The following is a 26,999-nucleotide window of genomic DNA, read 5'->3' as shown; positions in this document are numbered from 1 at the left end:
GACGTGATCCGACCCAGCCTCCGCGGCCGTGCTGTGAGCATCGTCGCGATCGCCCTGACCGTGGTGCTCACGGCGTGCGGCGGCGGCTCCACCGACGACCCGCACGGCGTCGACATCTCCAGTGGCGACAAGCGGGTGAACCTCGTCGCCTTCGCGGCGCCCAAGCCCGCCTTCGACGTGGCCATCCCGCTGTTCCGCGAGACCAACCCCGACGTGGGCTTCTCGCAGTCCTACGGCGCCTCCGGCGATCAGTCCCGCAAGGTCGCGCGGCACGTGCCCGCCGACGTGGTGAACATGTCCGTCGCGCCGGACGTGACCCGCATCGTCAAGGCCGGGCTCATCGACAAGGACTGGGAGAAGGCCTACCCGCGGCGCTCCGTGCCCTTCACGTCCCTCGTCGCCGTCGTGGTCCGGCCCGGCAACCCGAAGGGCATCCACGACTGGGCCGACCTGCTCAAGCCCGGCGTCGAGGTGGTCACCCCGAACCCGGCGAGCTCGGGCTCGGCCAAGTGGAACCTGCTCGCGCCCTACGCCGCGCTCTCCAACGGCGGTCAGGAGCCGGCGAAGGGGCTGGCCTTCGTCAAGGAGCTCATCCGCGATCACACGACCGTGAGTCCCGGCTCCGGCCGCGACGCCACCTCCGCCTTCGAGTCCGGGCAGGGCGACGTCCTGCTCAGCTACGAGAGCGAGGCCGTGCTCCTGCAGCGGCAGAGTGAGAAGGACGGCAAGCCCAAGCCCGAGTACTTCATCCCGCCGCAGTCCTTCCGCATCGACCTGCCCGTCGCCGTCGTGAACACCGCGCAGTCCCTCGACGCGGCGAACCGCTTCGTCGGCTTCCTGTTCTCGCCCGAGGCGCAGCGCGCCATCCCGCGGTCGGGCTTCCGGGCCGGCGACCCCGCGATCGCCGCCGAGACCGCGCACCTGTTCCCCGCGCAGCCGCAGCGACTCTGGACGATCGACGAGCTCGGCGCGGTGCTGGGTAAGGGGACGGCCGCGAAGAACAACGGCAAGGACCTCACCGGCTGGGCCGCCGTCGACGCGGCGCTGTTCGGCGACAAGGGCGCCATCGCCGCGGCCTACAAGAACGGCGGCAAGTGATGCGGAGCCTGATCAACCCGCTGCGCATCGGCGTGGCCTGGCTGTGGATCTCGCTGATCGTGCTGCTGCCGATCGCGGCCATCACGACCAAGGCCTTCGACCACGGCTGGTCCGGGTTCTGGGAGGCGCTGACCGCGAAGAACGCGGTCTCCACCCTGGTCATCACCGTGTGGGTCTCGCTGCTGGTCACGCTGATCAACGTGGTGATGGGCACCGTCATCGCCTGGGTGCTCGTGCGCGACGACTTCCCCGGCAAGGGCGTCGTCAACGCCCTCATCGACCTGCCCTTCGCTCTGCCGACGATCGTCGCGTCGATCGTGCTGCTCTCGCTGTACGGGCCGGACAGCCCCGTCGGGCTGACGCTGAACGCGACCCAGCCGGCGATCGTCATCGCGCTGGCCTTCGTGACGCTGCCCTTCGTGGTGCGGCAGGTGCAGCCCGTGCTCATCGAGCTCGACCGCGAGGTCGAGGAGGCCGCGGCCTCCCTCGGCGCGCCCAACCGGGTGATCGCGGCGAAGATCGTCATCCCCACACTGCTGCCCGCGATCCTCTCCGGCGCCGGCCTCGCCTTCACCCGCGCGATCGGCGAGTTCGGCTCGGTCGTGCTGGTCGGCGGCAACATCCCCGGCCAGACGCAGGTGGCCTCGCAGTACATCCAGCAGCAGCTCGAGGTCGACAACCAGGTGGCTGCGTCCGCCGTCTCGGTCGCGCTGCTCGCCATCGCCTTCGTGCTGCTGGCGGTGATGCGGTTCGTCGGGTCGAGGACCGCGAAGAGGGAGGAGCAGGAGTGAATCTCTCCAGGAAGACGGTGCTGAGCCTCCGGTCGGTCGCGCTGCTGTACCTGCTGGTGCTGCTGGTGCTGCCCATCGGCGTGATCCTGTACCGCTCGTTCGAGCGCGGCTTCGGTGAGTTCTGGGCCTGGATCACGACCCCGGCGGCGATCTCGGCGCTGCAGCTCTCGCTGCTCATCGTCGCGATCGTGGTGCCGCTCAACGTGATCTTCGGCGTGCTCGTCGCGCTGGCCCTGGCCCGCGGGAAGTTCCGCGGCAAGGCCGCGCTGCAGGCGGCGGTCGACCTGCCCTTCGCGGTCTCGCCGGTGGTGGTGGGTGTCGCGCTCATCATGTTGTGGGGCGTGGGCGGCTGGTTCGGCGGCATCGAATCCCTCGGCTTCCGGATCATCTTCGGGCTGCCCGGCATGGTGCTGGCGACGACCTTCGTGACGCTGCCCTTCGTGGTGCGCGAGGTGGAGCCGGTGCTGCACGAGATCGGGCAGGACCAGGAGCAGGCCGCCGCGACCCTCGGCGCGAGCGCCTGGCAGACCTTCTGGCGGATCACGCTGCCGGCGATCCGCTGGGGCCTGACCTACGGCGTGGTGCTCACGATCGCCCGAGCGCTGGGCGAGTACGGCGCCGTGCTCATGGTCTCGTCGAACTTCCCCGGCATCTCGCAGACGCTCACCCTGCTGGTGAGCTCGCGCAACCACGACGACTACAACACCTTCGGGGCGTACGCCGCCGCGACGCTGCTCATGCTGCTGGCGCTCGTCGCGCTGGTGGCGATGTCCCTGCTCGAAGCGACCCGCAGGAGGAACCGCGATGACGATTAACGTGGTGGGAGCCAACAAGCGCTACGGCGACTTCGCGGCCCTCGATGACGTCTCCCTGGAGATCCCGGACGGCTCGCTGACCGCGCTGCTCGGGCCCTCCGGATCCGGCAAGTCGACGTTGCTGCGCTCGATCGCCGGCCTCGACCGGCTCGACTCGGGCCTCGTCGAGATCAACGGCGTCGACGTCACGCACGCGACCCCGCAGCAGCGCGACATCGGCTTCGTCTTCCAGCACTACGCCGCGTTCAAGCACATGACGGTGCGGGAGAACGTCGCGTTCGGGCTCAAGATCCGCAAGCGCCCGGCGGCCGAGGTGAAGGCCAAGGTCGACGACCTGCTCGAGGTCGTCGGACTCAGTGGCTTCCAGACCCGCTACCCCGCGCAGCTGTCGGGCGGCCAGCGCCAGCGCATGGCGCTCGCCCGCGCGCTGGCGGTGGACCCGCAGGTGCTGCTGCTCGACGAGCCCTTCGGCGCGCTGGACGCGAAGGTGCGCGATGAGCTGCGGTCCTGGCTGCGCCGGCTGCACGACGAGGTGCACGTGACCACCGTGATCGTGACCCACGACCAACAGGAGGCGCTCGACATCGCCGACCGGATCGCGGTCCTCAACAAGGGTCGCATCGAGCAGGTCGGCACCCCGTCGGACGTCTACGACCGGCCCGAGACCGAGTTCGTCATGTCCTTCCTCGGCTCCGTCGCGAAGCTCAACGGCGTGCTCGTACGCCCGCACGACATCCGCGTCGGCCGCACGCCCGAGTTGGCCCGCGCCGGCGGGCTGACCGCGGAGGAGGCGGGCGTGCTGCGCGCCGAGGTCGAGCGCGTGGTCTACCTCGGCTTCGAGGTGCGCGTCGAGCTGAAGAACGCCGCGACGGGGGAGCGCTTCCAGGCGCAGATCACCCGCGGCGACGCCACCGCGCTGGACCTCGCGGAGGGCGACGTCGTGTACGTACGCGCCACCCACGTGCCGGAGATCGCCGCGCCGAAGTAGCGATCGGCGCCTCGCCGTCGATGTACGGTCGTGAACATGGCGGCGCGGGATGAGCAACCGCGGGACCTGCGGGGAGCTGCGGACCTGCGGGCGCGGGACGTCGACCGGGTGTGGGTCATGGCCCGCGTCGACGAGGCCTTCACCGACGGGCAGCTGACGGTGGACGAACACCTCGACCGCCTCGCCGCTGCTCGCGTCGCGACGACCATTCGGGAGCTCGACCTCGTGCTGCGCGACCTCCAGGTTCCGGTGGCCCCGAGCGCGCACCGTCGGGGGGAACGGCGCGCGCGGGTGGCGGTCGTCGTGGTCGCGATCGCGGTCGTGGTCACGATTCTCGCGGTGGCGATCGCGTGGTTCTCGGCCGAGTCCGTCCCCGACCGGCCCGCGGCCGCCGACGACCGCCCCGGTGCCGCGGCGCAGGTGGCGGACCGCCTCGTGGGCGGGCCGATGTTCTCCGCCGCCGGCCTCGATGAGGTGGTGCGTGCGACCCGGGAGAAGTTCGGCACCACGGTGATCGAGGGCGTGCACTTCTACCGGGACAAGGCGGTGGTCAGGGTCCCGGAGGCGGTGTCGCCCACCGGTGCGGCGTGGTACACGTACTCCCTCGGAGGGGCGTTCCACGACCGCGAGGTCTACGGCGGCCAGGCGGTGTCGTCGGACGCGGCGCTCCGCGTCGACGTCGCGCGGCTCGACACGAGGCGCCTCGCGGAGCTGATCGCGTCCTCGCCCGAACGGCTCGGGCTCACGGGCGCCGCGAATCTGTCGCCGAACGTGCCCTTCCGCGTGACGGTCGGCGGCGACGACGGCGGCCAGGTCTGGATCGGCGTCAATGACATCGGTATCGACTCGCACCTCGTCGCGGGCCTGGATGGAGCGATCCTCGGCGTCCATCGCTGCGGGTGGGGCTGCTGAGCCGGAAACCCGGTTGTGTGCGTCGGTAATGTTGGCGGTATGACCGATTCGAGCGGTATCGACTTCCAGCGCGTCACCACCCGTGAGCAACTCCTCGGCTTCCAGGAGTGCGCGACCATCGGCTTCCAGAGCAAGATGCCCGACGCCGAGCAGTGGCTCGAAGCGGTGTCCGCGCAGCTGGATTCGCTCGACCACCGCGTCGCGGTCGACGGCGGGCGCACCGTCGGGACCTTCCTCTCCTTCGACCAGGAGCTGACCGCCGTCGGCGGCACGCGGGTGCCCGTGCGCGCGATCTCGGCGGTGACGGTGCTGCCCACGCACCGTCGCCGCGGCATCCTCGGCACGCACATGCGCGAGTGCCTATCCGCAGCCCTCGCCGGCGGCGCGCCCGCGGCCACCCTGATCGCCGCCGAGCAGGCGATCTACGGCCGCTACGGCTTCGGGCAGAGCACCGAGACCGTCGACGTCCGGGTCGCCGTGGACCGCGGCCGCCTGCCCGAGCCGCCCGTCGGCGAGGTGCGGTACGCCCGGAGCGAGGACTACCTCGCCGCGTCGATCCGCGTCCGCGAGCTGCTCGACTATCCCGGGCAGGTCTCGAAGCTCGACATCAACCTGCGCCGCACGGCGGGGGTGCTGCCGGGCGGCGGGCCCGACGAGACCCTGCGCGTGGTGCTGCGTCGCGGCGGCGACGTCGCGGGCGTGCTGGCCTACACGGTCGCGCCCAAGTGGACCGACAGCCGGCCCGACTCCACGCTCAAGGTCACCGAGCTGCTCGCCGTCGACGCGTCCGCCGAGCGCGACCTCTGGTCCTTCGCGATGAGCATCGACTGGGTGCTGTGGGTCGAGGCGTCGCAGCGGCCCCTGGACGACGTCGTGAGCACCGTCCCCGCCGACCCTCGCACCGTGCAGCTGTCCAACCGCACCGACTTCCTGTGGATCCGGCCCTTCGACGTACCCGCCCTGTTCTCGGCGCGCACCTACGCCGCGCCGGGCCGGCTCGTGCTCGACGTCACCGATCCGGGGTTCGACGGTGCCGGCCCCGGCCCCGCGCACGGGCGTTTCCTGATCTCCACTGACGGGGGAGCGGGCACCTGCTCGCCCACCGACGAGCCCGCGGACCTGGCCGTCGACATCGCCGACCTCGGCCGGCTGTGGCTCTCCGACGAGCCGGTGTCGCGGCGCGTCGCGACCGGGGCGATCCGCGAGCTGTCCGACGGGGCGGCTGCCCGCGCCGACCTGATGCTGTTCAGCCCGCGCCGGGCGTGGGCCGTCGAGATGTTCTGACGCAGGCGGCGTCAGTCGGACGGGGCGGTCGCCGCGCGGTGGTCGCGGGACGCGGCGACGACGCGGGCGATGAGCGCGCGCAGCGTCTCCAGGTCCTCCGTCCCGACGGCGGCGCCCACGTGATCGGCCCAGGCATGCTGCTCGGCGGCCATGGCGGCCACGGCGGCGCGGCCGGCATCGGTAGGGGCGAGCAGCTTCGCGCGACGGTGGTGCGGGTTGTCCGCCCACTCCGCCCAGCCGCGGTCCACTACGTCGTTCGCCACCCGCTGCACGCTCTGCCGGGTGAGTCCGAGGCCGATCCGTCGCGCGATCTCGGACACGGGCCGCGCCTCGTCGAGCGTCGCCCCCAGGACCTGCCACTGCGCGGGGGTGAGGGCGTGGGGGCCGGTGATCGCCGCCGCGGCGGCGAGGAACTCCCCGTTCAGCTCGAACGCGGGGAGGACCAGTGCGGTGAGGGCGTCACCCTCAGGCGTTCTGCCAGGCACTCGTCGCCTCCATCAGCCGGTGGAAGTGCTGCGTCTCGCCGGTGCGGAACAGCTGCTCCCAGGCGTCCGCCACGTCGCCGGGGTACAGGCCGGTGACCCGCATGACCTCGGCGGTGAACGGCACCGCGTGAATGCCGCTCGCCGTGGTGATCCCGCGGTCGGTGACCACGGGCGCGTCCGCGTAGAGCGCGCCGCCCGTGTAGCCGGTGAGCTGGAGGTAGCCGGGGTCGTTGGAGGTGTGGCGGCGGTCGTCGAGCAGGCCGGCGCGGGCGAGGAGGAAGGTGGCGCCGCAGATGGCGGCCACCGGAACGTCGCGCGCGAGGAGGCCCGTCACGGTCTCGAGCACTCGCTCGTGCCCCTCGTCGTAGTGCTCCCCGCCCGGAAGGACGAGCGCGGCGAGCGCACCGTCGGCGACGAGATCGGCGACGTCGCGCGTGGGGCGCACCGGCATTCCGCCGAGCGAGGTCACTTCGTCGAGTCCGTCGCCGACCAGCGTGAGGGTGAAGCGACCCGGCCGGGCCTGCTCGGCCTGCGCGATCTGGGTGGTGAGGTAGGCGTACTCCCAGTCGGCCATGGTGTCGGTGGCGTACAGGGCGATGGTGCGAGGGGACATCGGATGCTCCTAATGACAGTGTGCTGTCAGTATGACAGCACACTGTCAATAGGTCCAGGGGTGGCGCAGAAACGACGCCGGCCGCGCCCCGAGAACGGGGCGCGGCCGGCGGACCGTCGAACTGCTCAGACCAGGTGGGCCAGGGCGTCCCCGACCAGGCCCGCGGCGAGCGTGTTGCCGCCCGCGGGGTCGATGAGCAGGAACGAGCCCATCTCCCGGTTCTTGTCGTAGTCGTCCGCGACGATCGGCTCCGCGGTCTGGACGGTGATGCGGCCGATCTGGTTCAGCTCCAGCGTGCTGCCCTCGCCGACAGTGAGGTTCTGCTCGTCGAAGACCGCGTCCAGCCCGCCGATGATGGCCTGCGTGGTCTTGGTGCCGTGCTTGAGCAGCAGCCGCGCACCGATGCGCAGCGGCTTCTCGGCCAGCCAGCACACCGTCGCTTCGAACTGCTGTCGCGCCTCGGGGGCATCCGCGGCGGAGACGATCACGTCACCGCGGCTGACGTCCACGTCGTCGGCGAGGATCACCGTCACGGAGCGGCCGGTGTGCGCGGAGGCGAGCTCGCCGTCCGGGGTATCGATGCGCTCGACCCGGCTGCGGGTGCCGGCGGGGAGGACGAGCACCTCGTCGCCCACGTCGACGGTGCCGGCGGCCACCTGCCCGGCGTACCCGCGGTAGTCCGGGTACTCGGGCGTGCGGGGCCGGATCACGTACTGCACGGGGAAGCGGAAGCCGATCGGCTTCGTGTCCGGGTCCGTGGGGATCGACTCGAGGTGCTCGATGAGCGACGGGCCGTCGTAGTACGGCGTCTGGTCCGAGCGCGAGGCGACGTTGTCGCCGTGCAACGCCGAGACCGGGATGGCGTGGACGGACTCCTCGGCCCAGCCCAGCGAGCCGGTGAGCGCGCGGAATTCGGCGGAGATCTCCTGGAAGACCGACGCGGGGTCGTCCACCAGGTCGATCTTGTTGACCGCGAGCACGAGCCGCGGAACGCCCAGCAGCGACAGCACCGCAGCGTGCCGGCGGGTCTGCTCGATGACGCCCTTGCGCGCGTCGGTCAGCAGGATCACGACCTGTGCGGTCGACGCGCCGGACACCGTGTTGCGGGTGTACTGCACGTGGCCGGGGGTGTCGGCGAGGATGAAGGACCGGTTGGGCGTGGCGAAGTAGCGGTAGGCCACGTCGATCGTGATGCCCTGCTCGCGCTCGGCGCGCAGGCCGTCCACCAGGAGCGACAGGTCCGGGGTGTCGAGGCCCTTGTCGACCGACGCGCGGGTCACGGCGTCGATCTGGTCGGCGAGCACGGACTTCGTGTCGTAGAGCAGCCGCCCGACGAGGGTGGACTTGCCGTCGTCGACGGAGCCGGCGGTGGCCAGGCGCAGGAGCGCGGGAGCGGTGTTCACGGGTGCGCTCATCAGAAGTACCCCTCCTTCTTGCGGTCCTCCATGGCGGCCTCGGAGACGCGGTCGTCGCCACGGGTGGCGCCGCGCTCCGTGAGGCGCGACGCGGCGACCTCGGCCATGATCTGCTCGTTGTTCGACGCGGTCGACTCGATCGCGCCGGTGGTGGAGCCGTCGCCCACGGTGCGGTACCGCACCGACAGGGTCTGCACGTCCTCGCCCTCGCGGGGGCCGCCCCACACGCCGGAGGTCATCAGCATCCCGTCGCGCGAATAGACCTCGCGCTCGTGCGCGTAGTAGATCGACGCCAGCTCGATGTCCTCGCGGGCGATGTAGCGCCAGATGTCGAGCTCGGTGAAGTTGCTGATCGGGAACACCCGCACGTGCTCGCCGGGCGCGTGCCGGCCGTTGTACAGGTTCCACAGCTCCGGACGCTGCCGCTTCGGATCCCACTGGCCGAAGGCGTTGCGCAGCGAGAAGATCCGCTCCTTGGCGCGGGCCCGCTCCTCGTCGCGCCGGCCGCCGCCGAAGACGGCGTCGAACCGGTTCTCCGAGATGGCATCGAGCAGCGGCACCGTCTGCAGCGGGTTGCGGATGCCGTCGGCGCGCTCCTCGAGCCGGCCGTCGGCGAGGTAGTCCTCGACCTTCGCCACGTGCAGGCGCAGGTTGTACTTCTCGACCATCCGGTCGCGGAAGTCCAGCACCTCCGGCAGGTTGTGGCCGGTGTCCACGTGCAGCAGCGCGAAGGGCAGCGGCGCCGGCCAGAAGGCCTTGACCGCGAGGTGCAGCAGCACCGTCGAGTCCTTGCCGCCCGAGAACAGGATGACGGGTCGCTCGAACTCGCCCGCGACCTCGCGGAAGATGTGGATGGCCTCGGACTCCAGTGCGTCGAGCGTGCTGAATTCCGTGGGGTCGCCAGTGGACACGATCGGCTCCGTGGGCTCTGTGATGGTCATGAGGCGTGCAGTCCGCATTCTGTCTTGGTCGAACCGGCCCAGCGGCCGCTTCGAGGATCGGAACCCGGGGCGGGCTTGTTCGTGCAGGGCTGGCAGCCGATCGACGGGTAGCCCTCGTCGACCAGCGGGTTCACCAGGATGCCGTTCTCCTCGATGAACTGCTGCATCTGCTCGTCGGACCAGTCGACGATGGGGTTCACCTTCAGCAGGCCGAAGCCCTCGTCGAAGGAGATGAACGGGGCGTTCGCGCGGGTGGGCGACTCCACCCGGCGGATGCCGGTGACCCAGGCGCGGAATCCCTTGAGCGATTCGCGCAGCGGCACCACCTTGCGCAGGTTGCAGCACAGCGCCGGGTCGCTCGCGAACAGGTCCTTGCCGAGCGCGGCGTCCTGCTCGCCGACGCTCCGTTCGGGCGTCACGTTGAGCAGGTCCACCTCGTAGATCGCCTCGACCGCATCGCGCATGCCGATGGTCTCGGGGAAGTGGTAGCCGGTGTCGAGGAACAGCACCTTCGGCCGGTCCTGCACCTGCTTGGCGAGGTGCACCAGCACCCCGTCCTGCATGTTCGACGCGACGATGAAGTCCTCGCCGAAGGTGTCGAGCGTCCACCGCAGCAGGGTGAGCGCATCCGCGCCCTCCAGCTCCTTCGACGCGCGTTCCGCGAGGGCGCGGAGCTCGTCCGCGTCGCGTCCGGTCAGGGGGTTCGACGGTGCGGTCATCGCAGGTCCTCCTCCGCGGCGCGGAGCGTCCACTGCGCGAAGCGCTCGTCGGCCTCGCGCTGCGACACGAAGTTCCGCACCACTCGCTCGATGTAGTCCCCGAGGTCCGTCGACAGCACCTTGTGCTGGCGCAGCTTGCGGCCGAACCCGCTGTCGAGCCCGAGGCTTCCACCAAGGTGAACCTGGAAGCCCTCGACTTGATTCCCCTCGTGGTCGTCCACGAGCTGGCCCTTGAAGCCGATGTCGGCGATCTGGGAGCGGCCGCAGGAGTTGGGGCAGCCGTTGATGTTCACCGTGATCGGCACGTCCAGCTGGGCGTTGATGTCGGCGAGCCGCTGCTCCAGGTCGGGCACCAGGACCTGCGAGCGCTTGCGGGTCTCCACGAAGGAGAGCTTGCAGAACTCGATGCCGCTGCAGGCGATGAGGTTGCGCCGCCAGATCGACGGGCGGCCCTGCAGGCCCAGCGGAGCCAGTTCGTCGATCAGGGAGTCGACCTGATCATCGGGCACGTCGAGCACGATGAGCTTCTGGTACGGCGTGAACGAGGCGCGGTCCGAGCCCACCCGCTCCATCGCGTCGGCGACGCCGCTCAGGACCGTGCCCGAGACGCGGCCCGCGATGGGGGAGAAGCCGACGGCGTTGAGGCCGTTGCGCAGCTTCTGCACACCGATGTGGTCGATGGGGCGCTCCGGCTGCTCCGGCGCGGGACCGTCGATCAGCTTGCGGCCGAGGTACTCGTCCTCGAGGACCTGGCGGAACTTCTCGATGCCCCAGTCCTTGACGAGGAACTTCAGCCGGGCCTTGCTGCGGAGGCGGCGGTAGCCGTAGTCGCGGAAGATCGAGACCACGCCCTCCCACACGTCGGGCACCTCGTCGAGCGGGATCCACGCGCCCACGCGCTGCGCGAGCATCGGGTTCGTCGAGAGGCCGCCGCCGACCCAGAGGTCGAGGCCGGGGCCGTGTTCGGGGTGCTCGACGCCGACGAAGGCCACGTCGTTGATCTCGTGGACCACGTCCTGCTGGCCCGAGATGGCGGTCTTGAACTTGCGCGGCAGGTTCGAGTACTTCGGGTCGCCGATGTAGCGGCGCACGATCTCGTCGATCGCGGGCGACGGGTCCAGGATCTCGCCGAAGGACTCGCCGGCCAGCGGGGAGCCGAGCACCACGCGGGGGCAGTCGCCGCAGGCCTCGGTGGTCTTGAGGCCGACGGCCTCGAGGCGCTTCCAGATCTCCGGGACGCTCTCGATCTCGATCCAGTGGAACTGGACGTTCTCGCGGTCCGAGAGGTCGGCGGTGTCGCGGCCGAATTCGGTGGAGAGCTCGCCGAGCGTGCGCATCTGCGCCGCGTCGAGCTTCCCGCCGTCGCAGCGCACCCGCATCATGAAGTACGGCGCCTCCAGCAGGTCGATGTTCTCGTCGCCGGTGAACGTGCCGTCGTAGCCCTGCTCGCGCTGCGTGTACAGGCCCCACCAGCGCATGCGGCCGCGGAGGTCGGCCTTGTCGATCGAGTCGAAGCCCTGCTTCGAGTAGATGTTCTCGATCCGGGCGCGCACGTTGAGCGGGTTGTCATCGCGCTTGGTCTGCTCGTTGGGGTTCAGCGGCGTGCGGTACCCCAGCTTCCACTGGCCCTCCGACTTGCGCTTGACCGGGCGCGTGCGCGCCGGCCGCGTGGGGGCGGCGTCAGCGGCGGAGGGGACAGGGGCGTCGGCGATCGACGTCATGGAGACTCCTGGGATTCATGGGATGGTGCGCCGGGCTGGTGGCGCTTCCGGGAATCGACGCGGGCAGAGGCGTCGCGAATCAGGCCCGACAGCCGCTGCTGCAGACCCGCAGGTAATCGATGTGCCGGCGCGACGCCAGCAGCTCTCCCTGTCCATCCATCGAGATCATTGTGCCACCGGCTGGGCGGAAAAGAGGAATCGGGTTCCGCTCACCGGTGCACGAAATCCCGTGGTCGGCGCACCTGCCAGACTGGACCCGTGCCCGCGCCCTCGACCCCTGAGCTCAGCCGGCTCGACGGTGCCGCGACACCGTTCGGGCTGTACCTGCACGTTCCGTTCTGCGCGACGCGCTGCGGTTACTGCGACTTCAACACGTACACCGCCGGCGAACTGGGCGCGTCGACCTCGCCGCAGGCCTGGGCGGAGGCGATCGACGGGGAGCTGGCGCTGGCGCGCCGCGCGCTCGGCGACGCAGAAGTGTCGACGGTCTTCGTGGGCGGCGGCACCCCGTCGCTCCTGGGCGGCGACGGCCTCGCGGCCCTGCTCGACACGGCCCGCCGGCACTTCACCTTCGCCGAGGACGCGGAGGTGACCACCGAGTCGAACCCCGAGTCCACCTCGCCGGAGTTCTTCGCGCGGCTGCGGGAGGCGGGCTTCACCCGGGTCTCGCTCGGCATGCAGTCGGCGGCCGCGCACGTGCTGCGCGTGCTGGACCGCACGCACACGCCCGGGCGGGCCGTGGCCGCGGCGAAGGAGGCCCGCGCCGCGGGCTTCGACCACGTGAACCTCGACCTCATCTACGGCACGCCGGGGGAGTCCGACGACGACCTGCGGGCCTCGCTCGACGCGGTGCTCGACGCGGGCGTCGACCACGTCTCCGCGTACGCGCTCATCGTCGAGGACGGCACGGCGCTGGCCCGGCGGATCCGGCGCGGCGAGCTGCCCGACACCGACGGGGACGTGCTCGCCCACCGCTACGAGATGCTCGACGGCGCCCTGCGGGACGCCGGCTTCGACTGGTACGAGGTGTCGAACTGGGCCCGCTCGGACGCGGGGCGGTGCCGGCACAACGAGCTGTACTGGGAGGGCGCCGACTGGTGGGGCGCCGGGCCCGGCGCGCACGGGCACGTCGCCGGGACGCGGGTCTGGAACGTCAAGCACCCGGCCCGCTACGCCGAGGCCGTCGCGGGCGGGGCGCTGCCGATCGCGGGCCACGAGGTGCTCACCGACGAGGACCGGCACGTCGAGGACGTGATGCTGCGCGTGCGCATGCGGTCCGGGATCCCCCTCGCCGTGCTGCGGCCCGACGAGGCCGCCCGGGCCGACGCGGAGGTCGTCGTCGGGAACCTCCGCCGCGAGGCCGACGCGTACGTGTTGACCGACGCCGGCCGCCTGCTGGCCGACGGGGTCGTGCGCCGGATCCTCGACTGAGCGGTGCGAGACCGGTCAGGACAGCGCGAAGACCACCGTCACCGTCACGGTGAGCGACTGCTCGCCGGACTCGATCGGCACGGGTGCGGCGGCGACGCCCGGAGCGGAGTCGGGGGCCGAGAACTGCCGGGTCGTGGTGGGCCGGGCGGACGCGCCCTCGGTGACCGTGCGGACCTCGCCGAGCTTGCCGCCCGAGAGCTTCGCGTACTGCTCGGCGCGGGACTTGGCCTCCGCGAAGGCCTTGTCGCGGGCCGTCGCCTTGAGGGCGGAGTCGTTCTCGATGTCGAAGCCGACCGAGCTGATCCGGGTCGCGTCGCCGCCGGCGGTCGCGAGGTCGCCGAGCAGCTTCGACGCGGTCTCCAGCTTGCGGACCTTCACCGTGAGCGACTGCGTCGCCTCGTAGGAGGTGATCTGCCGGTCGGTGCCGTAGCGGGGATTGACCCGCACGTTCGCGGTGGCGACGTCCTTCTTGTCGACGCCGTTGGCGCCGGCCGCGTCGATCACCTTCTGCGCGCTCGCCGAGGCGTCGTTGAGCGCGGTCGTCACGTCGCCCGCCTGGTGCTGGACCGCCAGCTCCACGGTGAGGACGTCCGGCTTGCCGGAGGCGTCGCCGGTGCCGACGGCCGTGATCTCGCGCGGGGAGTCGTTGGAGGTGCTCGACGACCCGCACGCCGTCACTGACCCGACGGTGAGTGCGACCGCGACCGCGGCCGCCCCCGCGATGCGCGCGCGTCGTGCCACAGTGGATTTCGTCTTCGCCATGGTCCCCACGGTGCCAGGGCGCGACAGTGACCGCAGCGGATCGCCACTTACCGCAACGAACGGACGGTTAGACCAACTCCCATTCGACGGTGACCCGCGCGGTGACGTGGCGCTCGCCCGCCTCCATGGCGGGGCCGCCCGCGGGGGCCGCGGCGACGGACTTCGCCGCGAAGTGCACCTCGGCCCGCGGACCCGCCGCCGACGGGTCGTCGGAGATGGAGAGCACCGCGCCGAGGGCGTCGCCCGACAGCGCGGCGTACTGCTCGGCCTGTGCCCTCGCGTCCGCGAACGCGGCCTCGCGGGCCGCGGCGGCGGGGGCGGCACCGTCGGACAGGGCGAAGGTGACGGACTGGATCCGGGCCGCGTCGCCCGCGGCGGAGGCGGCGGCCTGCAGGACCGCGGCGGCGTCGCCGACGGTACGGATGGTGACGGTGAGCGACTCGTTGGCGGCGTAGCCCTCCAGCCGGCGGTCCTCCCAGGGGCCCGTCTCGACGGCCTGCAGGCCCACGTTCGACGTGGCGACGTCGCCGTCGGCCACCCCTGCCTCGCGGACCGCGGAGACCACCGCGCGGGCGGCCTCGCCCGCACCGGAGAAGGCGCCGGCCACGTCGGCCGCGCGGAACTCCACGCCGATCCGGGCGATGACGACGTCGGGGGTCGCGGTGGCGATGCCGGACCCGGTCAGGCGGATGATGCGCGACATGGGGAGTCCTCTCAGTCCTGGCGGGCGTGCTTGCCGTGCCTCCCCGAGGATGCCGGACGCGGCGGAGTGCCGGGTGGGAGCGCGTGCACGCGGCAGTGCAGCACCTCGCGGCCGCGCAGCGCGGACCGCACGGCGCGGTGCAGTCCGTCCTCGAGGTAGAGGTCGCCGTTCCACTCGACCGCGTGCGGGAACAGGTCGCCGTAGAAGGTGGAGTCCTCGGAGAGCAGGCGGTCCAGCGCCAGCACCGTCGTGGTGGTGACGATCGCGCTCAGCCGCACCTGTTGCGGCGGGATCTGCGACCAGTCGCGGGCGGTGAGGCCGTGATCGGGGTACGGCTTCCCGTCGAGTACGCCCTTGAAGATCACGGCTCGACTCTAGCCCGCGTAAGCTGGACATTCGAAGTTCACACTCGAAAGGACGGCGCGATGTCGACGACGGAGGACCGGCGCTTCGAGGTGCTCCGGGCGATCGTGGCCGACTACGTCGAGACGCAGGAGCCCGTCGGCTCGAAGGCCCTGGTGGACCGGCACCAGCTGGGCGTCTCCAGCGCGACGGTCCGCAACGACATGGCGGTCCTCGAGGCCGAGGGCTACATCACGCAGCAGCACACCAGCTCGGGGCGCATCCCCACCGAGAAGGGCTACCGGCAGTTCGTCGACCGGATCGCGCAGATCAAGCCGCTGTCCTCGGCCGAGCGCCGCGCCATCCTCCAGTTCCTGGAGACCGGCGTCGACCTCGACGACGTGCTGCAGCGGTCGGTGCGGCTGCTGGCCCAGCTCACTCGGCAGGTCGCGGTCATCCAGTACCCGGTGCTCAGCTCCGCGCGGGTGCGCCACCTCGAGGTCGTCGCGCTCGCACCCACGCGCCTGCTGCTCGTGGTCATCCTCGACTCGGGCCGCGTCGAGCAGCGGCTCGTCGAGCTGGGCGGCCCCGCCTCCGACGAGGACCTCTCCCGGCTGCGCGAGCTGTTCGGCGCCGCCGTGCACGGCAAGCTGATCCCCGACGCCTCGATGGGCGTCGCTGACCTGGCGCCGCTCGCGCCGCGGGACCTGCGCGATGCCGTGATCCGGGTGTCGACGGTGCTCGTCGAGACCCTTGTCGAGCGCGCCGACGACCGGCTGGTGCTGGGCGGCACCGCGAACCTCACCCGGAACGCCTCGGACTTCGACGCCGTCTCCGGCTCCCTGCGCAGCGTGCTCGAGACGCTGGAGGAGCAGGTGGTGGTCCTCAAGCTGCTCACCGCGCGGCAGCAGCCGGGCATGGTCTCGGTGGCGATCGGTTCGGAGACGCAGGACGAGAACCTGCGCGGCGCGTCCGTCGTCTCCACCGGGTACGGCGCGCCCGGTGCGGTCTTCGGCGGGCTCGGCGTGCTGGGGCCCACCCGCATGGACTACCCGGGCACGATCGCCTCCGTCGCCGCGGTCGCGCGGTACGTCGGCGAGGTGCTCGGGGAGCGCTGATGCCCGTCCGCGCATGATTCGCGGCGGGGTGACCTGCGCGAATGGTCCGATCGGGCGGTGTGGTGGAATCATGGGTTGAGCGCGGTCCGATCAGGTCCGCTGACTGTCGCCGATTTCGTTAGAGGGTTTCGCAGACGTGGCACGTGATTACTACCGCATCCTCGGGGTCGATTCGAAGGCCTCCGACCAGGAGATCAAGCGCGCGTACCGCAAGCTCGCCCGCGAGCTGCACCCCGACGTGAACCCCGACGACGCGGCGCAGGAGAAGTTCCGCGACGTCTCCGACGCCTACGAGGTGCTCAGCGACCCCGAGAAGCGGCGCGTCGTGGACATGGGCGGCGACCCGCTGGACAGCTCGCCCGGCGGCGGCGGCTTCGGCGGCGGGGGCTTCAGCGGCTTCGGCGGTGGCGGCCTGGGCGACGTCTTCGAGGCCTTCTTCGGAGGCGGCATGGGCGGCGGACGGGGCCCGCGCGGCCGGGTCCGCGAGGGCAACGACGCGCTGATCCGCATGGAGCTGGACCTCGACGAGTGCGCGAACGGCGTGAGCCGCGAGCTGACCGTCGACACCGCGATCCTCTGCGACAAGTGCCAGGGCGCCGGTACCGAGGGCGACAGCAAGCCGTCGACGTGCCCCACCTGCCACGGCGCGGGCGAGGTCCAGTCCGTGCAGCGGTCCTTCCTCGGCCAGGTCATGACCTCGCGGCCGTGCCCCACCTGCTCGGGTGCCGGCGAGGTCATCGAGAACCCCTGCAGCAAGTGCAGCGGCGACGGCCGCGTGCGCACCCGCCGCAACCTCACCGTGAAGATCCCCGCCGGCGTCGGCGACGGCATGCGCGTGCGCCTCGCGGGGCAGGGCGAGGTCGGCCCCGGCGGCGGCCCCGCCGGCGACCTCTACGTCGAGGTCACCGAGACCGAGCACGAGTACCTCACCCGCGACGGCAGCACGCTGCACGTCACCGCGCGGGTGCCGATGTTCGACGCGGCGCTGGGCGCCGAGGTCACGGTGCCCACCGTCATCGACGGCGAGCTCACCGTGGACGTGCCCGCGGGGACCCAGACCGGCGACACCACGGTGCTGCGCGGCCACGGCATGCCCCAGGTCAACTCGCAGGTGCGCGGCAACCTCGTCGTCCACTTCGACGTGGCGATCCCGGCGCGGCTGGACAAGAAGCAGACCGAGAAGCTACGCGAGCTCAAGGCGCTCTTCCCGGGCGAGGGCCCGCACGCCGCCCGTCGCGGCGGCCAGGACCAGGGCGGCGGCATCTTCTCCCGCCTGCGCGACACCTTCGCCGGACGGTAGCCGCAGGTGGCGGCCACCGTCTTCCTCGCGGAGTCGCTGCCCGCGCCGGGGGAGGAGTACCTCCTCGCCGGCGACGAGGGCCGGCACGCCGCGGCCGTGCGGCGCGTCCGCACGGGCGAGGAGCTCGTCCTCTCCGACGGTGCCGGCGGCTTCGCCCGGTGCACCGCGACCGCGGTCGGCAAGGCCGACGTGACGGTGCGCTGCGCCGAGACCTGGACGGTGCCCCCCGCGTCGCCGCGCGTGGTGCTGGTGCAGGCGCTGCCGAAGTCCGATCGGTCCGAGCTGGCGGTCGAGCTCGCCACCGAGGCGGGGATCGACGCGATCATCCCGTGGCAGGCGTCCCGTTGCGTCTCCCGGTGGGACGGTGGCGGGTCCGGCGGCAAGGGCTCCGGCAAGGCCGAGAAGGGCGTCGCCCGGTGGCGCGCCGTGGCCCGCTCGGCCGCGAAACAAGCACGGCGAGCGTACGTTCCAGAGGTCCACGACCTGGTGACCACGCGGGAACTCGTTCCGTTACTCACCAGTATGGATGCGAATGTAGTTGTCTTGCACGAGGGTTCGGCGGTCCCTTTCGGTGAGGTTGACTTCTCAGTAACCGGAACCATCGTTATCGTGGTGGGGCCGGAGGGCGGAATCAGCCCCGAGGAACTGGATGCCCTGGTCGGGATGGGTGCGCAGCCCGCGCTCCTCGGCCCGACGGTGCTGCGGACCTCCACCGCGGCCGCCGTCGCCCTGGGTGCTCTGGGAGTGATGACCGACAGATGGTCCGGCACGCCGCCGGACTGATCGACCGGACCGGCGGGGTGCCGGCCGGCGGCTGGGACGAAGGAGTGCTCGGACACGATGGCGCGTCGCATCTTCTACGGCAGCGAGGAATCGCAGCACGGGCACTTCTACCCGGGCGACGCCGACAAGCCCCTGATCACCCTGGTGCACGGCGGCTACTGGCGGAACCTGTACTCGATGACGATGGAGTCGAAGGTCGCCAAGGACCTCAACGACCGCGGTTACCCGGTGTGGAACGTCGAGTACCGCCGCGTCGGCGAGCCGGGCGTGGTGTGGCCGATCCTCGGCGACGACGTGCTCGCGGCGATCGACTACGGCACCGACAAGCTGGCCAAGGGCGCCGGGCACATCGTGGCCGCCCACAGCGCCGGCGCCACCCTGGCCGTCTGGGCCGCCGCGCAGCGCCCCGACCTCCTGGGCGTGATCTCCCGCGGCGGCGTGCTCGATCTCATCGAGCGCGGGGACGGCGATCAGTCGATGCGCCTGCTCTTCGACCTCGCGCCCAACGCGAACCAGCGGCTCATCAAGCGGACCTTCGCCCAGGCCAGCCCCGTCGCGGCGATGCCTTTCACGACCCGCGTGCGCGCGCTGCACGGCCGGCTCGACGAGCAGGTGCCCTACCAGCTCTCGGAGTGGTTCCTCTCGCAGGCGCAGGAGAACGGCATGGACGCTACGCTCACGATGATCGAGGGCGAGGGTCACGACGACTTCCTCGAGCCCGGATCGAAGGGGCACAAGGCGACGCTCGCGGCGATCGAGGAGCTCGCCGCGCGGTGACCCGCCGCGGTGCGCGATCCGCCCCCGGCGAAACCCACGGGCCTTCCGAGGGTGAGCGGTACTAAACTGGGCGTATCCGCACCGTCAGGCGCGGTCACCGCCGAGACAAGGATTGACGCACCGCGTGCCAGACCCCACCAGTTCCGACAGCCCCGCCCAGGCCGTGACGCCGGCGCGGTCCACCGTCGAGATCCCCATCGAGCTGACCTTCGGTCTTCTCGGCCCCGCGGACGCGAACCTCCGAGCGCTGGAGAACGTGCTCGACGCGGACGTCCACGCCCGCGGCAACGTGATCACCCTGTCCGGCCGCCCCGCCGACGTCGCGCTGGCCGAGCGGGTCGTCGCCGAGCTGCTCGCCGCCGTGCGCAGCGGCGTCGCGGTGAGCCCCGAGGAGGTGCGCCGGTCCGTCGGCATGATGACCGACGGTTCCGGCGAGTCGCCGGCCGAGGTGCTGACCCTCGACATCATCTCCCGCCGCGGGAAGACGGTGCGCCCCAAGACGGTCAACCAGAAGAAGTACGTCGACGCGATCGACGAGCACACCATCGTCTTCGGCGTAGGCCCCGCCGGCACCGGCAAGACCTACCTCGCGATGGCCAAGGCCGTGCAGGCGCTGCAGTCCAAGCAGGTCAGTCGCATCATCCTCACCCGCCCCGCGGTGGAGGCGGGCGAGCGGCTCGGCTTCCTGCCGGGCACCCTGAACGAGAAGATCGACCCGTACCTGCGCCCGCTCTACGACGCGCTGCACGACATGATGGATCCCGAGGCGATCCCGAAGCTCATGGCCGCCGGCGTGATCGAGGTCGCGCCGCTGGCGTACATGCGCGGCCGGACGTTGAACGACGCGTTCATCATCCTCGACGAGGCGCAGAACACCACCGCCGAGCAGATGAAGATGTTCCTCACCCGCCTCGGCTTCGGCTCGAAGATCGTGGTCACCGGCGACGCGACGCAGGTCGACCTGCCGGGCGGCGCCACCAGCGGCCTCCGCGCCGCGGTGGGCATCCTGCGCGGCATCGACGACATCCACATCTCCGAGCTGTCCAGTGCCGACGTGGTGCGGCACCGCCTGGTCGCCGAGATCGTGGACGCCTACGCCCAGTTCGAGGAACAGCTCGAAGCCACCAAGCGCCCGCAGTTGGGCGCGCGACGCATCCCGGGACGCCGATGAGCATCGAATTCGCCAACGAGTCGGGCTTCGACGTCGACGAGGCGGAGGTCGTGGCGGTGGCCGCGTTCGCCATCGCCGCGATGGACGTGCACCCGGGCGCCGAGCTGAACATGCTCGCCGTCGACCTCGACACCATGGCCGATCTGCACGTGAAGTGGATGGACCTGCCCGGCCCCACCGACGTCATGAGTTTCCCGATGGACGAGCTGACCCCGGGCGGCCGCCCGGACATGGTCGAGGCCGGCCCCGCGACGCTCGGCGACATCGTGCTGTGCCCGCAGTTCGCGGCGGAGCAGGCGACCGCCGCCGGGCACTCCACCGGCCACGAGCTCAACGTGCTCACGGTGCACGGCGTGCTCCACCTGCTGGGCTTCGACCACGCCGAGCCCGACGAGGAGCGTGAGATGTTCGCGCTCCAGGACAGCATCCTCGCCGAGTACTACGCGCAGCAGCGCGACCAGGAGCGGCGCGCCCGCCAGTCCGCGCGCGACGAGAAGCTGCTCGGCCGCACCGGCTTCCTGGGGCGGCGGGACTGAGCGTGTCCTCGTCGATCCTGCTGATCGTCGGCGTCGTGGCCCTGGTCTTCCTGGGCGGTCTGTTCGCGGCGATCGATTCCGCCCTGATCACGGTGTCCCCGGCGCGCGTCGAGGACCTGGTGGAGGAGGGCCGTCCGGGTGCGAAGCGCCTCCAGCGCGTCCTCGTCAACCGGCCCCTCTACGTCAACCTCGTGGTGCTCCTGCGCACCGCGTGCGAGGTCCTGGCAACTGTCCTCGTCTTCCTCGTGCTCGACCGCTACCTGTCCACGGTGTCGACGGCGGTCGTCACCGCGGCCGTGATGACGGTGGTCAGCTACGTCCTGATCGGCGTCGGGCCGCGCACCCTCGGCCGGCAGCACGCGTACACGCTGGGCTGCTCGGCCGCGGTGGTGTTGCAGGCGATCGCGATCCTCATGGGCCCGATCACCCGCCTGCTGATCCTGCTCGGTAACGCCATCACGCCCGGCCGCGGCTACCGCAACGGCCCGTTCGCCACGGAGGTCGAGCTCCGCGAGCTCGTCGATCTCGCGCAGCAGCGCGGCGTGGTGGACGAGGACGAGGGCAAGATGATCCAGTCCGTCTTCGAGCTCGGCGACACCGCCGCGCGCGAGGTGATGGTGCCGCGGCCCGAGATGGTGTGGATCGAGGCCGACAAGTCCGTCTCGCAGGCCACCCGGCTCGCGGTCCGCTCCGGGCACTCCCGCATCCCCGTCATCGGGGAGAACGTCGACGACGTGCGGGGCGTCGTCTACCTCAAGGATCTCGTCGCCCTGCCCGACGGTGCCGATCGCCACGCCATCGAGGTGGGCCGCATGGCCCGCCCGGCGGTCTTCGTGCCCGACTCGAAGCCCGTCGACGCGCTGCTGCGCGAGATGCAGCACACCAACAACCACATGGCCGTCCTGGTCAACGAGTACGGCTCCATCGCCGGCCTCGTGACCATCGAGGACGTGCTGGAGGAGATCGTCGGCGAGATCACCGACGAGTACGACTCCGGCGAGGTCGCGCCGGTGGAGGAGCTCGGGGACGGGGTGTTCCGGGTGTCCGCCCGGCTCGACCTGGAGACACTCGGCGAGCTCTTCGACAAGGAGATCGAGGAGGACGAGGTCGACACCGTCGGCGGCCTCCTCGGCCTGGCGCTGGGCCGCGTGCCCCTGCCGGGATCGGAGGTCGAGGCGCACGGCCTGCTGCTGGAGGCCGAGGGCGCCACCGACCGGCGCGGCCGGGTGCGGATCTCCACGGTCCTGGTGCGCAGCGCCGACGGCGAGGAGGCGGCACCGTCGGACGACGACGCGACCGCGAACGACGAGAAGGAGCCCGCGTGACCGAGACATCCGACGAGGACCGCAAGCTGGTGACCCTCGCGCGCGGCGCGATGGCCCGGGCGGGCGCCGCGCACGGCGCCGCGGTCCGGGACCTCGACGGGCGCACCTACGCCGGTGCCCCCGTCGCCCTGACGTCCCTGACGCTGACGGGGCTGCAGGTGGCCGTCGCGACGGCGCTGAGCTCCGGGGCCGAGGGCTTCGAGGCCGCCGTCCTGGTGGGCTCCGCCGACGGTGCCGACGCCGGCATCGTCACCCTGCACGAGGTGACGCCGGACGCTCCGGTGTCGCTGTTCGATGAGCGTGGAGAGGCCCGCCCGTGACCGAAGAGATCCAGACCCCCGAGGACTTCCGGTCCGGCTTCGTGTGTTTCGTGGGGCGGCCCAACACGGGCAAGTCCACGCTGACCAACGCGCTGGTCGGGACGAAGGTGGCGATCACGAGCTCGCGCCCGCAGACCACCCGCTCGACGATCCGCGGCATCGTCAACCGGCCGGACTGTCAGCTGGTGCTGGTGGACACCCCGGGCCTGCACCGCCCGCGCACCCTCCTCGGGCAGCGCCTCAACGACCTGGTGCGGGACACCTACTCCGAGGTCGACATGATCTGCCTGACGATCCCGGCGGACGAGAAGATCGGCCCCGGAGACAAGTACATCCTCGAGCAGGTGCGGCACATGGCGCCCCGCACGCCCCTGATGGGCGTGGTCACCAAGATCGACAAGGTGGGCCGCGACAAGGTTGCCGAGCAGCTCCTGGCCGTGTCGAAGTTCCTCGGCGAGAACAGCGACGTGATCCCGGTGTCGGCGACGTCGGGGGAACAGGTCGAGGACCTGGTGCAGCTGCTGGCGTCGAAGATGAAGCCCGGGCCCGCGTTCTACCCGGACGACGAGATCACCGACACCGACGACGACACGATGATGGCCGAGCTCATCCGCGAGGCCGCGCTCGAGGGCGTCCGCGACGAGCTGCCGCACTCGCTGGCCGTCGTGATCGAGGAGGTCGTCGAGCGGGAGAAGACGCCCGCCCAGGAGAAGACCGGCAAGCCCGGCCTGCTCGAGGTGCACGCCCTGCTCTACGTCGAGCGGAGCTCGCAGAAAGCGATCATCATCGGCAAGGCCGGCGCCCGCCTGAAGTCCGTCGGCACCGCCGCCCGCGGTGAGATCGAGAAGCTGCTGGGCCGGAAGGTCTTCCTGTCCCTGCACGTGAAGATCGCCAAGGACTGGCAGCGCGACCCGAAGCAGCTGGGGCGCCTGGGCTTCTAGCGCTCGGGCGGTCAGCGACCGAGCATCCGCTGCCACCAGTTGGGGCGGTACCGGTTCCGGTACTTCTCCGGGTCCGGCAGCGGCCCCGGATCGTCGGCCCTGCCCTCGACGAAGTCGATCATCTGCTGCGGAACCGGCTCTTTGAACTCGCGGAGGCCGGTGACCACGACTCGGATGATGTCGCGGCGTTCTGCCAGGCTGAGGGGGCGTTCCACCGCTTCAACGCGGTCGCTGTCCGTCATCTCGAGCCTCCTTCACCGGTGTTCTCGCTTCCAGTATCGCGTCTGTAGCGGGTCAGTGCCAGGTGCATGGCGATGTCGCGTTCGGTGCTCGTCGCAAGCGTAGATTTGAGAAGCCCCTCGATCACAGCCCACCCGTCGCGCTGCTGCATGCGATCACCCGCGTACGTCGCTTCGAGCGCCCACTGGCACCGCGTCCACCACTCCTTCCGGTTGTCCGCCAGCCGCTTCTGGCCGATCGTCACGATCGCCATCACGACGGCCGCCGTGCCGACGATGATCGTGGCCCATCCCGGTGTCATGACCTCTCCCCCCGAAGAAATCGAATCTGATCTCATCGTCCGCCGCCCCACCGACAAGTTCGGCGGCGCGGCGTGGGGTGCGTGTCGGGGCGGGGTGGGATGATGGAGGGTATGAGGTCGTACCGGGACAGCGCTGTGGTGCTGCGGCAGCACAAGCTGGGGGAGGCCGACTACATCCTCACGCTGCTGACCCGGGACAACGGCCTGGTCCGCGCGGTCGCGAAGGGGGTGCGCCGGCCGCGCTCGCGGTTCGGCGCCCGACTGGAGCTGTTCGCGCACGTCGACCTGCAGCTGCACCCCGGCCGCAACCTCGACATGGTGACGCAGGTGCACTCCATCGCCGCCTACTCGGGCGATCTCGCCGGCGACTACGGCCGCTACACCACGGCGTGCGCGGTGATCGAGACGGCGGAGCGGCTGGCGGGCGAGGAACGCGCCCCGGCGCTGGAGCTGCACCGGCTCACCGTCGGCGCGCTGCGTGCCATCGCGGAGGGGACGCGCGACCGCGACCTGGTGCTCATCTCGTTCCTGCTGCGCGCGATGGAGTCGGCGGGCTGGGCGCCCACGCTCACGATCTGCGCCCGCTGCGGCGACGAGGGGCCGCACCGCGCCTTCCACGTGGCCGCGGGCGGCGCCGTCTGCGTGCACTGCCGCCCGTCGGGCTCGGCGGTGCCGGGGCAGGGCGTGCTGGACCTGATGGCGGCCCTCGCCCGGGCCGATTTCGACCTCGCCGAGACCACGGGCGAGCGGCTGCGCAGGCAGGCCAACGGGCTCGCCGCCGCGCACCTACAGTGGCACGTGGGGCGGCAGCTGCGGTCGCTGCCCATGATCGAGCGGCACGCGCCGCACAGCCCGGCCCTCACGGCCGGTGAGAGGGAGGTCGACGGTGCCGGGACTGCGGCGGGGTAGGTCCAAGACGACGGTGCCGAAGGCGCCGGTCACTGTCCGGCCCCCGGACCCGCACCCGTCCGGGGCGACGCCGCCGGAGATCCCCGGGGAGCTGGTGCCGAACCACGTCGCCCTCGTCATGGACGGCAACGGTCGGTGGGCCAAGGAGCGCGGGATGCCGCGCACCGAGGGGCACAAGCGCGGCGAGGCCGTGCTCATGGACACGGTCTGCGGCTGCATCGAGATCGGCGTGAAGCAGCTGTCGGCGTACGCCTTCTCCACGGAGAACTGGACGCGCAGCCCCGAGGAGGTGCGCTTCCTCATGGGCTTCAACCGCGACGTGATCCGGCGCCGCCGCGACGAGATGCACGAGATGGGCGTCCGGGTGAAGTGGGCCGGGCGGCGTCCCCGGCTGTGGGCCAGCGTGATCAAGGAGCTCGAGGTCGCGGAGGAGCTCACCAAGGACAACACCGTCATGACGCTCACGATGTGCGTCAACTACGGCGGCCGGGCCGAGATCGTCGACGCCGCACGGGAGCTCGCGCGTCGCGCCGCTGCGGGGGAGATCAATCCGGACCGCATCACCGAGCAGTCCTTCCAGCAGTACCTGTACCAGCCCGACATGCCGGACGTGGACCTGTTCCTGCGGCCGTCGGGGGAGAAGCGCTCCTCGAACTTCCTGCTGTGGGAGAGCGCGTACGCCGAGTACGTCTACCAGGACACCCTGTTCCCCGACTTCGACCGGCGGAACCTGTGGGACGCGTGCCTCGAGTACGCCAAGCGCGACCGCCGGTTCGGCGGCGCGCAGTGACGGTGCAGGACCCCCGGCTCGACGCGCTGCGCTCCCGGCTCGAGTCCGCACTGGCCGACGGGGTGGTGCTGCGCCGTGACGAGAACCAGGCGGTGCTGGTCGATTTCGGCGAGACCCCGGCGTCCGTGCAGGTCTTCGCCCTCGCCCGCGACGTGGACGTCTACTCGCTGACCCAGGTGGTGGCGTGGGACCTCGCGCTCACCGACGAACTCCGCGCCGACGTGCGCGCCGTGGCGGACGGCGTGCAGTTCGGCTCGCTGCGGCTCATGGAGCGGGAGGTCTCGGCCGACCTGGTGCTGTCCTATTCGTTCCCCGCCGGCACACTCGCGGGCGACGCGCTGCGGGAGTTCGTGCTCTTCGTCCTGGCCCAGGGCGTCGACGCGCGCCGCCGCCTCGTCGGCTGAATGTGCGGTCATCCGTTCCAACGATCGCTCGAACGAATGACCGCACATCTCCGGCGGTGGTGATCAGGGGCGCAGGAGCACCTTGCCCACGCGGCCGGGGCGGCCGCTCGCCGCTGCGGCGGAGGAGATCTCGTCGAGCTGGTACACCCCGTCGACGGGCAGTGCGAGGGTGCCGGCGGCGACGCCGCGGACGACCTCGCCCATGAGCTCGGCCCGCTTGGCGGGCGCCATCTCCTGGCTCACGGTGCGTCCCCAGAAGCCCTTGACCACGATCTCCTTGAAGATCGCGACGTTGACGGGGATCTCCAGCATCGCGCCCTCGCCCGGGTTGGTGGCGCTCATCGCGCCGAACGAGACGAGCGTGCCGCGCTGGCCGAGCAGGAGGGCGAGCTGGGTGCTCGCCGCGCCACCGATCGAGTCGACGGCGGCCGCGTAGCCCGCGTCGCCGGCGAGCTCCTTGGCGCGGTCTCGCCAGCCCACGCTGTCGGTGGCGATCACGTTGGTCACGCCGAAGGTCGCGAGCTCGTCGACGGCGGCGGACCGTCGTACCAGGCCTGTCACGTTGATGCCCCGGGCGGCCGCGAGCTGCGCCAGCAGGCGCCCGACCATGCCGTTGGCGGTGTTCTGCACGATCCACTGGCCGGGCTGGACGTTCAGGTAGTCGAGCAGGCTGATCGCGCTGAAGGGCATCGAGAAGAGCTGTGCGGCGGCCTCATCGGAGATCTCCCCGGGGACCGGAAGCAGACCGGCGGCGCCGGCGACGAAGTACTCCGCCCAGGTGCCGAAGGCCGAGCCGGTGGCGACGCGCTGGCCGACGGTGAAGCCCTCGATGCCCTCGCCGAGAGCGTCGATCACGCCGACGGCCTCGGAGCCGGAGGCGGCGGGGAGGGCGGGCTTGTAGCCGTAGTCGCCCTTCACGGTCCACAGGTCGTGGTTGTGGATCGGGGCGAGCAGAGTGCGGATCCGCACCTGGCCGGGCCGCGGCTCGGGCAGCGGGACCTCGCGGACCGACAGGACGCTCGCGGGGTCGCCGAACTCGTCCTGGATGAGTGCACGCATGGATG

At 71.4% G+C, this 26,999-nt stretch carries 31 protein-coding genes; 19 read left to right on the top strand and 12 right to left on the bottom strand.

The genetic code is table 11. The features are described 5' to 3' along the window. Positions 1-3: 3 nt before the first annotated feature. Genes WFK95_RS18440 through WFK95_RS18415 form a run of 6 tightly spaced genes read left to right on the top strand, consistent with a single transcriptional unit; the run spans position 4 to position 5,888 of the window. Entirely contained in the window at positions 4-1,098 is a 1,095-nt protein-coding gene (locus WFK95_RS18440) for a sulfate ABC transporter substrate-binding protein (RefSeq protein WP_374201298.1), read from the top strand. Beyond that, positions 1,098-1,889, top strand: coding sequence for a sulfate ABC transporter permease subunit CysT (gene cysT, locus WFK95_RS18435; protein ID WP_336671511.1), 792 nt, complete (start codon positions 1,098-1,100; stop codon positions 1,887-1,889). The genes WFK95_RS18440 and cysT overlap by 1 nt, the downstream gene beginning before the upstream one ends. Continuing rightward, a complete protein-coding gene (gene cysW / locus WFK95_RS18430) occupies positions 1,886-2,704 on the top strand; it encodes a sulfate ABC transporter permease subunit CysW (RefSeq protein ID WP_224646470.1) in 819 nt (272 codons plus the stop codon). Before cysT ends, cysW begins: the two co-directional genes overlap by 4 nt. Further along, positions 2,694-3,692, top strand: a complete 999-nt coding sequence (locus tag WFK95_RS18425; RefSeq protein WP_224646471.1) for a sulfate/molybdate ABC transporter ATP-binding protein — start codon at positions 2,694-2,696, stop codon at positions 3,690-3,692. Before cysW ends, WFK95_RS18425 begins: the two co-directional genes overlap by 11 nt. Before the next feature lie 36 nt (positions 3,693-3,728). Beyond that, entirely contained in the window at positions 3,729-4,604 is an 876-nt protein-coding gene (locus WFK95_RS18420; protein WP_336671510.1) for a DUF1707 SHOCT-like domain-containing protein, read from the top strand. Between the two features lie 39 nt (positions 4,605-4,643). Further along, on the top strand, positions 4,644-5,888 hold the full coding sequence (locus tag WFK95_RS18415; protein WP_336671509.1) for a GNAT family N-acetyltransferase: 1,245 nt from the start codon (positions 4,644-4,646) through the stop codon (positions 5,886-5,888). Between the two features lie 11 nt (positions 5,889-5,899). Here the strand turns inward: WFK95_RS18415 and WFK95_RS18410 are convergent, their stop codons facing one another. The 6 genes from WFK95_RS18410 to WFK95_RS18385 all read right to left on the bottom strand — a co-directional run bounded on the left by WFK95_RS18410 (position 5,900) and on the right by WFK95_RS18385 (position 11,782). Further along, on the bottom strand, positions 5,900-6,373 hold the full coding sequence (locus tag WFK95_RS18410) for a MarR family winged helix-turn-helix transcriptional regulator (protein WP_224646476.1): 474 nt from the start codon (positions 6,371-6,373) through the stop codon (positions 5,900-5,902). Continuing rightward, positions 6,354-6,986, bottom strand: a complete 633-nt coding sequence (locus WFK95_RS18405) for a DJ-1/PfpI family protein (RefSeq protein WP_336671508.1) — start codon at positions 6,984-6,986, stop codon at positions 6,354-6,356. Before WFK95_RS18405 ends, WFK95_RS18410 begins: the two co-directional genes overlap by 20 nt. A 125-nt stretch (positions 6,987-7,111) precedes the next feature. Further along, positions 7,112-8,389, bottom strand: coding sequence for a sulfate adenylyltransferase subunit 1 (locus tag WFK95_RS18400; protein WP_336671566.1), 1,278 nt, complete (start codon positions 8,387-8,389; stop codon positions 7,112-7,114). Between the two features lie 11 nt (positions 8,390-8,400). Then, a complete protein-coding gene (gene cysD, locus WFK95_RS18395) occupies positions 8,401-9,342 on the bottom strand; it encodes a sulfate adenylyltransferase subunit CysD (RefSeq protein WP_224646480.1) in 942 nt (313 codons plus the stop codon). Further along, positions 9,339-10,061 carry a phosphoadenylyl-sulfate reductase gene (locus tag WFK95_RS18390; RefSeq protein WP_224646481.1) on the bottom strand — a complete coding sequence of 241 codons (723 nt, stop codon included), beginning with the start codon at positions 10,059-10,061 and terminating at the stop codon, positions 9,339-9,341. Before WFK95_RS18390 ends, cysD begins: the two co-directional genes overlap by 4 nt. Further along, positions 10,058-11,782, bottom strand: a complete 1,725-nt coding sequence (locus tag WFK95_RS18385) for a nitrite/sulfite reductase (RefSeq protein WP_224646482.1) — start codon at positions 11,780-11,782, stop codon at positions 10,058-10,060. Before WFK95_RS18385 ends, WFK95_RS18390 begins: the two co-directional genes overlap by 4 nt. Before the next feature lie 258 nt (positions 11,783-12,040). On the opposite strand from WFK95_RS18385, the gene hemW reads away from it, so the two are divergent. Continuing rightward, positions 12,041-13,213, top strand: coding sequence for a radical SAM family heme chaperone HemW (gene hemW, locus WFK95_RS18380; protein WP_224646483.1), 1,173 nt, complete (start codon positions 12,041-12,043; stop codon positions 13,211-13,213). 15 nt (positions 13,214-13,228) lie between these two features. On the opposite strand, the gene WFK95_RS18375 is transcribed toward hemW, so the two are convergent. The 3 genes from WFK95_RS18375 to WFK95_RS18365 all read right to left on the bottom strand — a co-directional run bounded on the left by WFK95_RS18375 (position 13,229) and on the right by WFK95_RS18365 (position 15,043). Then, positions 13,229-13,975 (bottom strand): SIMPL domain-containing protein, encoded by a 747-nt coding sequence (locus WFK95_RS18375; protein ID WP_224646484.1) that lies wholly within the window; start codon positions 13,973-13,975, stop codon positions 13,229-13,231. Positions 13,976-14,042: 67 nt separating this feature from the next. Next, positions 14,043-14,678 (bottom strand): SIMPL domain-containing protein, encoded by a 636-nt coding sequence (locus tag WFK95_RS18370; protein ID WP_336671507.1) that lies wholly within the window; start codon positions 14,676-14,678, stop codon positions 14,043-14,045. An 11-nt stretch (positions 14,679-14,689) separates the two neighbouring features. Then, positions 14,690-15,043 carry a type II toxin-antitoxin system VapB family antitoxin gene (locus WFK95_RS18365; RefSeq protein WP_224646486.1) on the bottom strand — a complete coding sequence of 118 codons (354 nt, stop codon included), beginning with the start codon at positions 15,041-15,043 and terminating at the stop codon, positions 14,690-14,692. Positions 15,044-15,103: 60 nt separating this feature from the next. Here WFK95_RS18365 and hrcA point away from each other — a divergent pair, with 60 nt between their 5' ends. The 9 genes from hrcA (at position 15,104) to era (ending at position 23,291) form a co-directional block, all read left to right on the top strand. Then, a complete protein-coding gene (hrcA, locus tag WFK95_RS18360) occupies positions 15,104-16,138 on the top strand; it encodes a heat-inducible transcriptional repressor HrcA (RefSeq protein ID WP_224646487.1) in 1,035 nt (344 codons plus the stop codon). Positions 16,139-16,274: 136 nt separating this feature from the next. Continuing rightward, positions 16,275-17,438 (top strand): molecular chaperone DnaJ, encoded by a 1,164-nt coding sequence (gene dnaJ / locus WFK95_RS18355; protein WP_336671506.1) that lies wholly within the window; start codon positions 16,275-16,277, stop codon positions 17,436-17,438. Positions 17,439-17,444: 6 nt separating this feature from the next. Next, entirely contained in the window at positions 17,445-18,221 is a 777-nt protein-coding gene (locus tag WFK95_RS18350; protein ID WP_336671505.1) for a 16S rRNA (uracil(1498)-N(3))-methyltransferase, read from the top strand. Between the two features lie 57 nt (positions 18,222-18,278). Then, positions 18,279-18,998 carry an alpha/beta hydrolase family protein gene (locus WFK95_RS18345; protein ID WP_224646492.1) on the top strand — a complete coding sequence of 240 codons (720 nt, stop codon included), beginning with the start codon at positions 18,279-18,281 and terminating at the stop codon, positions 18,996-18,998. Between the two features lie 112 nt (positions 18,999-19,110). Beyond that, a complete protein-coding gene (locus WFK95_RS18340) occupies positions 19,111-20,169 on the top strand; it encodes a PhoH family protein (RefSeq protein WP_255603186.1) in 1,059 nt (352 codons plus the stop codon). Next, positions 20,166-20,705, top strand: coding sequence for an rRNA maturation RNase YbeY (ybeY, locus tag WFK95_RS18335; RefSeq protein WP_224646494.1), 540 nt, complete (start codon positions 20,166-20,168; stop codon positions 20,703-20,705). Before WFK95_RS18340 ends, ybeY begins: the two co-directional genes overlap by 4 nt. A gap of 2 nt (positions 20,706-20,707) precedes the next feature. Then, positions 20,708-22,030, top strand: a complete 1,323-nt coding sequence (locus WFK95_RS18330) for a hemolysin family protein (protein ID WP_224646495.1) — start codon at positions 20,708-20,710, stop codon at positions 22,028-22,030. Next, the gene (locus WFK95_RS18325; protein WP_336671504.1) at positions 22,027-22,350 is read left to right on the top strand and encodes a cytidine deaminase; all 324 of its coding nucleotides are present in this window, start codon (positions 22,027-22,029) and stop codon (positions 22,348-22,350) included. Before WFK95_RS18330 ends, WFK95_RS18325 begins: the two co-directional genes overlap by 4 nt. Continuing rightward, positions 22,347-23,291: a GTPase Era gene (era, locus tag WFK95_RS18320; protein ID WP_336671503.1), complete on the top strand. Its 945-nt coding sequence runs from the start codon at positions 22,347-22,349 to the stop codon at positions 23,289-23,291. The genes WFK95_RS18325 and era overlap by 4 nt, the downstream gene beginning before the upstream one ends. An 11-nt stretch (positions 23,292-23,302) precedes the next feature. On the opposite strand, the gene WFK95_RS18315 is transcribed toward era, so the two are convergent. Both WFK95_RS18315 and WFK95_RS18310 read right to left on the bottom strand, forming a co-directional pair. Beyond that, positions 23,303-23,533 (bottom strand): hypothetical protein, encoded by a 231-nt coding sequence (locus WFK95_RS18315; protein WP_336671502.1) that lies wholly within the window; start codon positions 23,531-23,533, stop codon positions 23,303-23,305. Beyond that, positions 23,530-23,832, bottom strand: coding sequence for a hypothetical protein (locus tag WFK95_RS18310; RefSeq protein ID WP_336671501.1), 303 nt, complete (start codon positions 23,830-23,832; stop codon positions 23,530-23,532). Before WFK95_RS18310 ends, WFK95_RS18315 begins: the two co-directional genes overlap by 4 nt. A gap of 111 nt (positions 23,833-23,943) precedes the next feature. Here WFK95_RS18310 and recO point away from each other — a divergent pair, with 111 nt between their 5' ends. The 3 genes from recO to WFK95_RS18295 are packed head-to-tail and all read left to right on the top strand — an operon-like array spanning position 23,944 to position 25,935. After that, complete coding sequence (gene recO / locus WFK95_RS18305; RefSeq protein ID WP_259142841.1) at positions 23,944-24,741, top strand: DNA repair protein RecO; 798 nt, start codon at positions 23,944-23,946, stop codon at positions 24,739-24,741. Continuing rightward, complete coding sequence (locus WFK95_RS18300; RefSeq protein WP_336671500.1) at positions 24,719-25,531, top strand: isoprenyl transferase; 813 nt, start codon at positions 24,719-24,721, stop codon at positions 25,529-25,531. The genes recO and WFK95_RS18300 overlap by 23 nt, the downstream gene beginning before the upstream one ends. Beyond that, positions 25,528-25,935 (top strand): hypothetical protein, encoded by a 408-nt coding sequence (locus tag WFK95_RS18295; protein ID WP_336671499.1) that lies wholly within the window; start codon positions 25,528-25,530, stop codon positions 25,933-25,935. Before WFK95_RS18300 ends, WFK95_RS18295 begins: the two co-directional genes overlap by 4 nt. A gap of 63 nt (positions 25,936-25,998) precedes the next feature. On the opposite strand, the gene WFK95_RS18290 is transcribed toward WFK95_RS18295, so the two are convergent. Next, positions 25,999-26,994 carry a zinc-binding dehydrogenase gene (locus WFK95_RS18290; protein ID WP_336671498.1) on the bottom strand — a complete coding sequence of 332 codons (996 nt, stop codon included), beginning with the start codon at positions 26,992-26,994 and terminating at the stop codon, positions 25,999-26,001. Between the last annotated feature and the right edge of the window lie 5 nt (positions 26,995-26,999).

It is taken from the genome of Tsukamurella sp. USMM236, assembly GCF_037148755.1.
Classification (GTDB): Bacteria; Actinomycetota; Actinomycetes; order Mycobacteriales; family Mycobacteriaceae; genus Tsukamurella.
Note: the sequence above shows the minus strand (reverse complement) of the source record. Positions and strands in the feature narration are given on the sequence as shown.

Coding starts and splice junctions, on each gene's coding strand:
- cysT (WP_336671511.1), top strand. CDS start 1,098: ATGCGGAGCCTGATCAACCCGCTGCGCATCGGCGTGGCCTGGCTGTGG.
- WFK95_RS18425 (WP_224646471.1), top strand. CDS start 2,694: ATGACGATTAACGTGGTGGGAGCCAACAAGCGCTACGGCGACTTCGCG.
- WFK95_RS18420 (WP_336671510.1), top strand. CDS start 3,729: ATGGCGGCGCGGGATGAGCAACCGCGGGACCTGCGGGGAGCTGCGGAC.
- WFK95_RS18415 (WP_336671509.1), top strand. CDS start 4,644: ATGACCGATTCGAGCGGTATCGACTTCCAGCGCGTCACCACCCGTGAG.
- WFK95_RS18405 (WP_336671508.1), bottom strand. CDS start 6,986: ATGTCCCCTCGCACCATCGCCCTGTACGCCACCGACACCATGGCCGAC.
- cysD (WP_224646480.1), bottom strand. CDS start 9,342: ATGACCATCACAGAGCCCACGGAGCCGATCGTGTCCACTGGCGACCCC.
- WFK95_RS18390 (WP_224646481.1), bottom strand. CDS start 10,061: ATGACCGCACCGTCGAACCCCCTGACCGGACGCGACGCGGACGAGCTC.
- WFK95_RS18385 (WP_224646482.1), bottom strand. CDS start 11,782: ATGACGTCGATCGCCGACGCCCCTGTCCCCTCCGCCGCTGACGCCGCC.
- WFK95_RS18375 (WP_224646484.1), bottom strand. CDS start 13,975: ATGGCGAAGACGAAATCCACTGTGGCACGACGCGCGCGCATCGCGGGG.
- WFK95_RS18370 (WP_336671507.1), bottom strand. CDS start 14,678: ATGTCGCGCATCATCCGCCTGACCGGGTCCGGCATCGCCACCGCGACC.
- hrcA (WP_224646487.1), top strand. CDS start 15,104: ATGTCGACGACGGAGGACCGGCGCTTCGAGGTGCTCCGGGCGATCGTG.
- WFK95_RS18345 (WP_224646492.1), top strand. CDS start 18,279: ATGGCGCGTCGCATCTTCTACGGCAGCGAGGAATCGCAGCACGGGCAC.
- ybeY (WP_224646494.1), top strand. CDS start 20,166: ATGAGCATCGAATTCGCCAACGAGTCGGGCTTCGACGTCGACGAGGCG.
- WFK95_RS18315 (WP_336671502.1), bottom strand. CDS start 23,533: ATGACGGACAGCGACCGCGTTGAAGCGGTGGAACGCCCCCTCAGCCTG.
- WFK95_RS18310 (WP_336671501.1), bottom strand. CDS start 23,832: ATGACACCGGGATGGGCCACGATCATCGTCGGCACGGCGGCCGTCGTG.
- recO (WP_259142841.1), top strand. CDS start 23,944: ATGAGGTCGTACCGGGACAGCGCTGTGGTGCTGCGGCAGCACAAGCTG.
- WFK95_RS18290 (WP_336671498.1), bottom strand. CDS start 26,994: ATGCGTGCACTCATCCAGGACGAGTTCGGCGACCCCGCGAGCGTCCTG.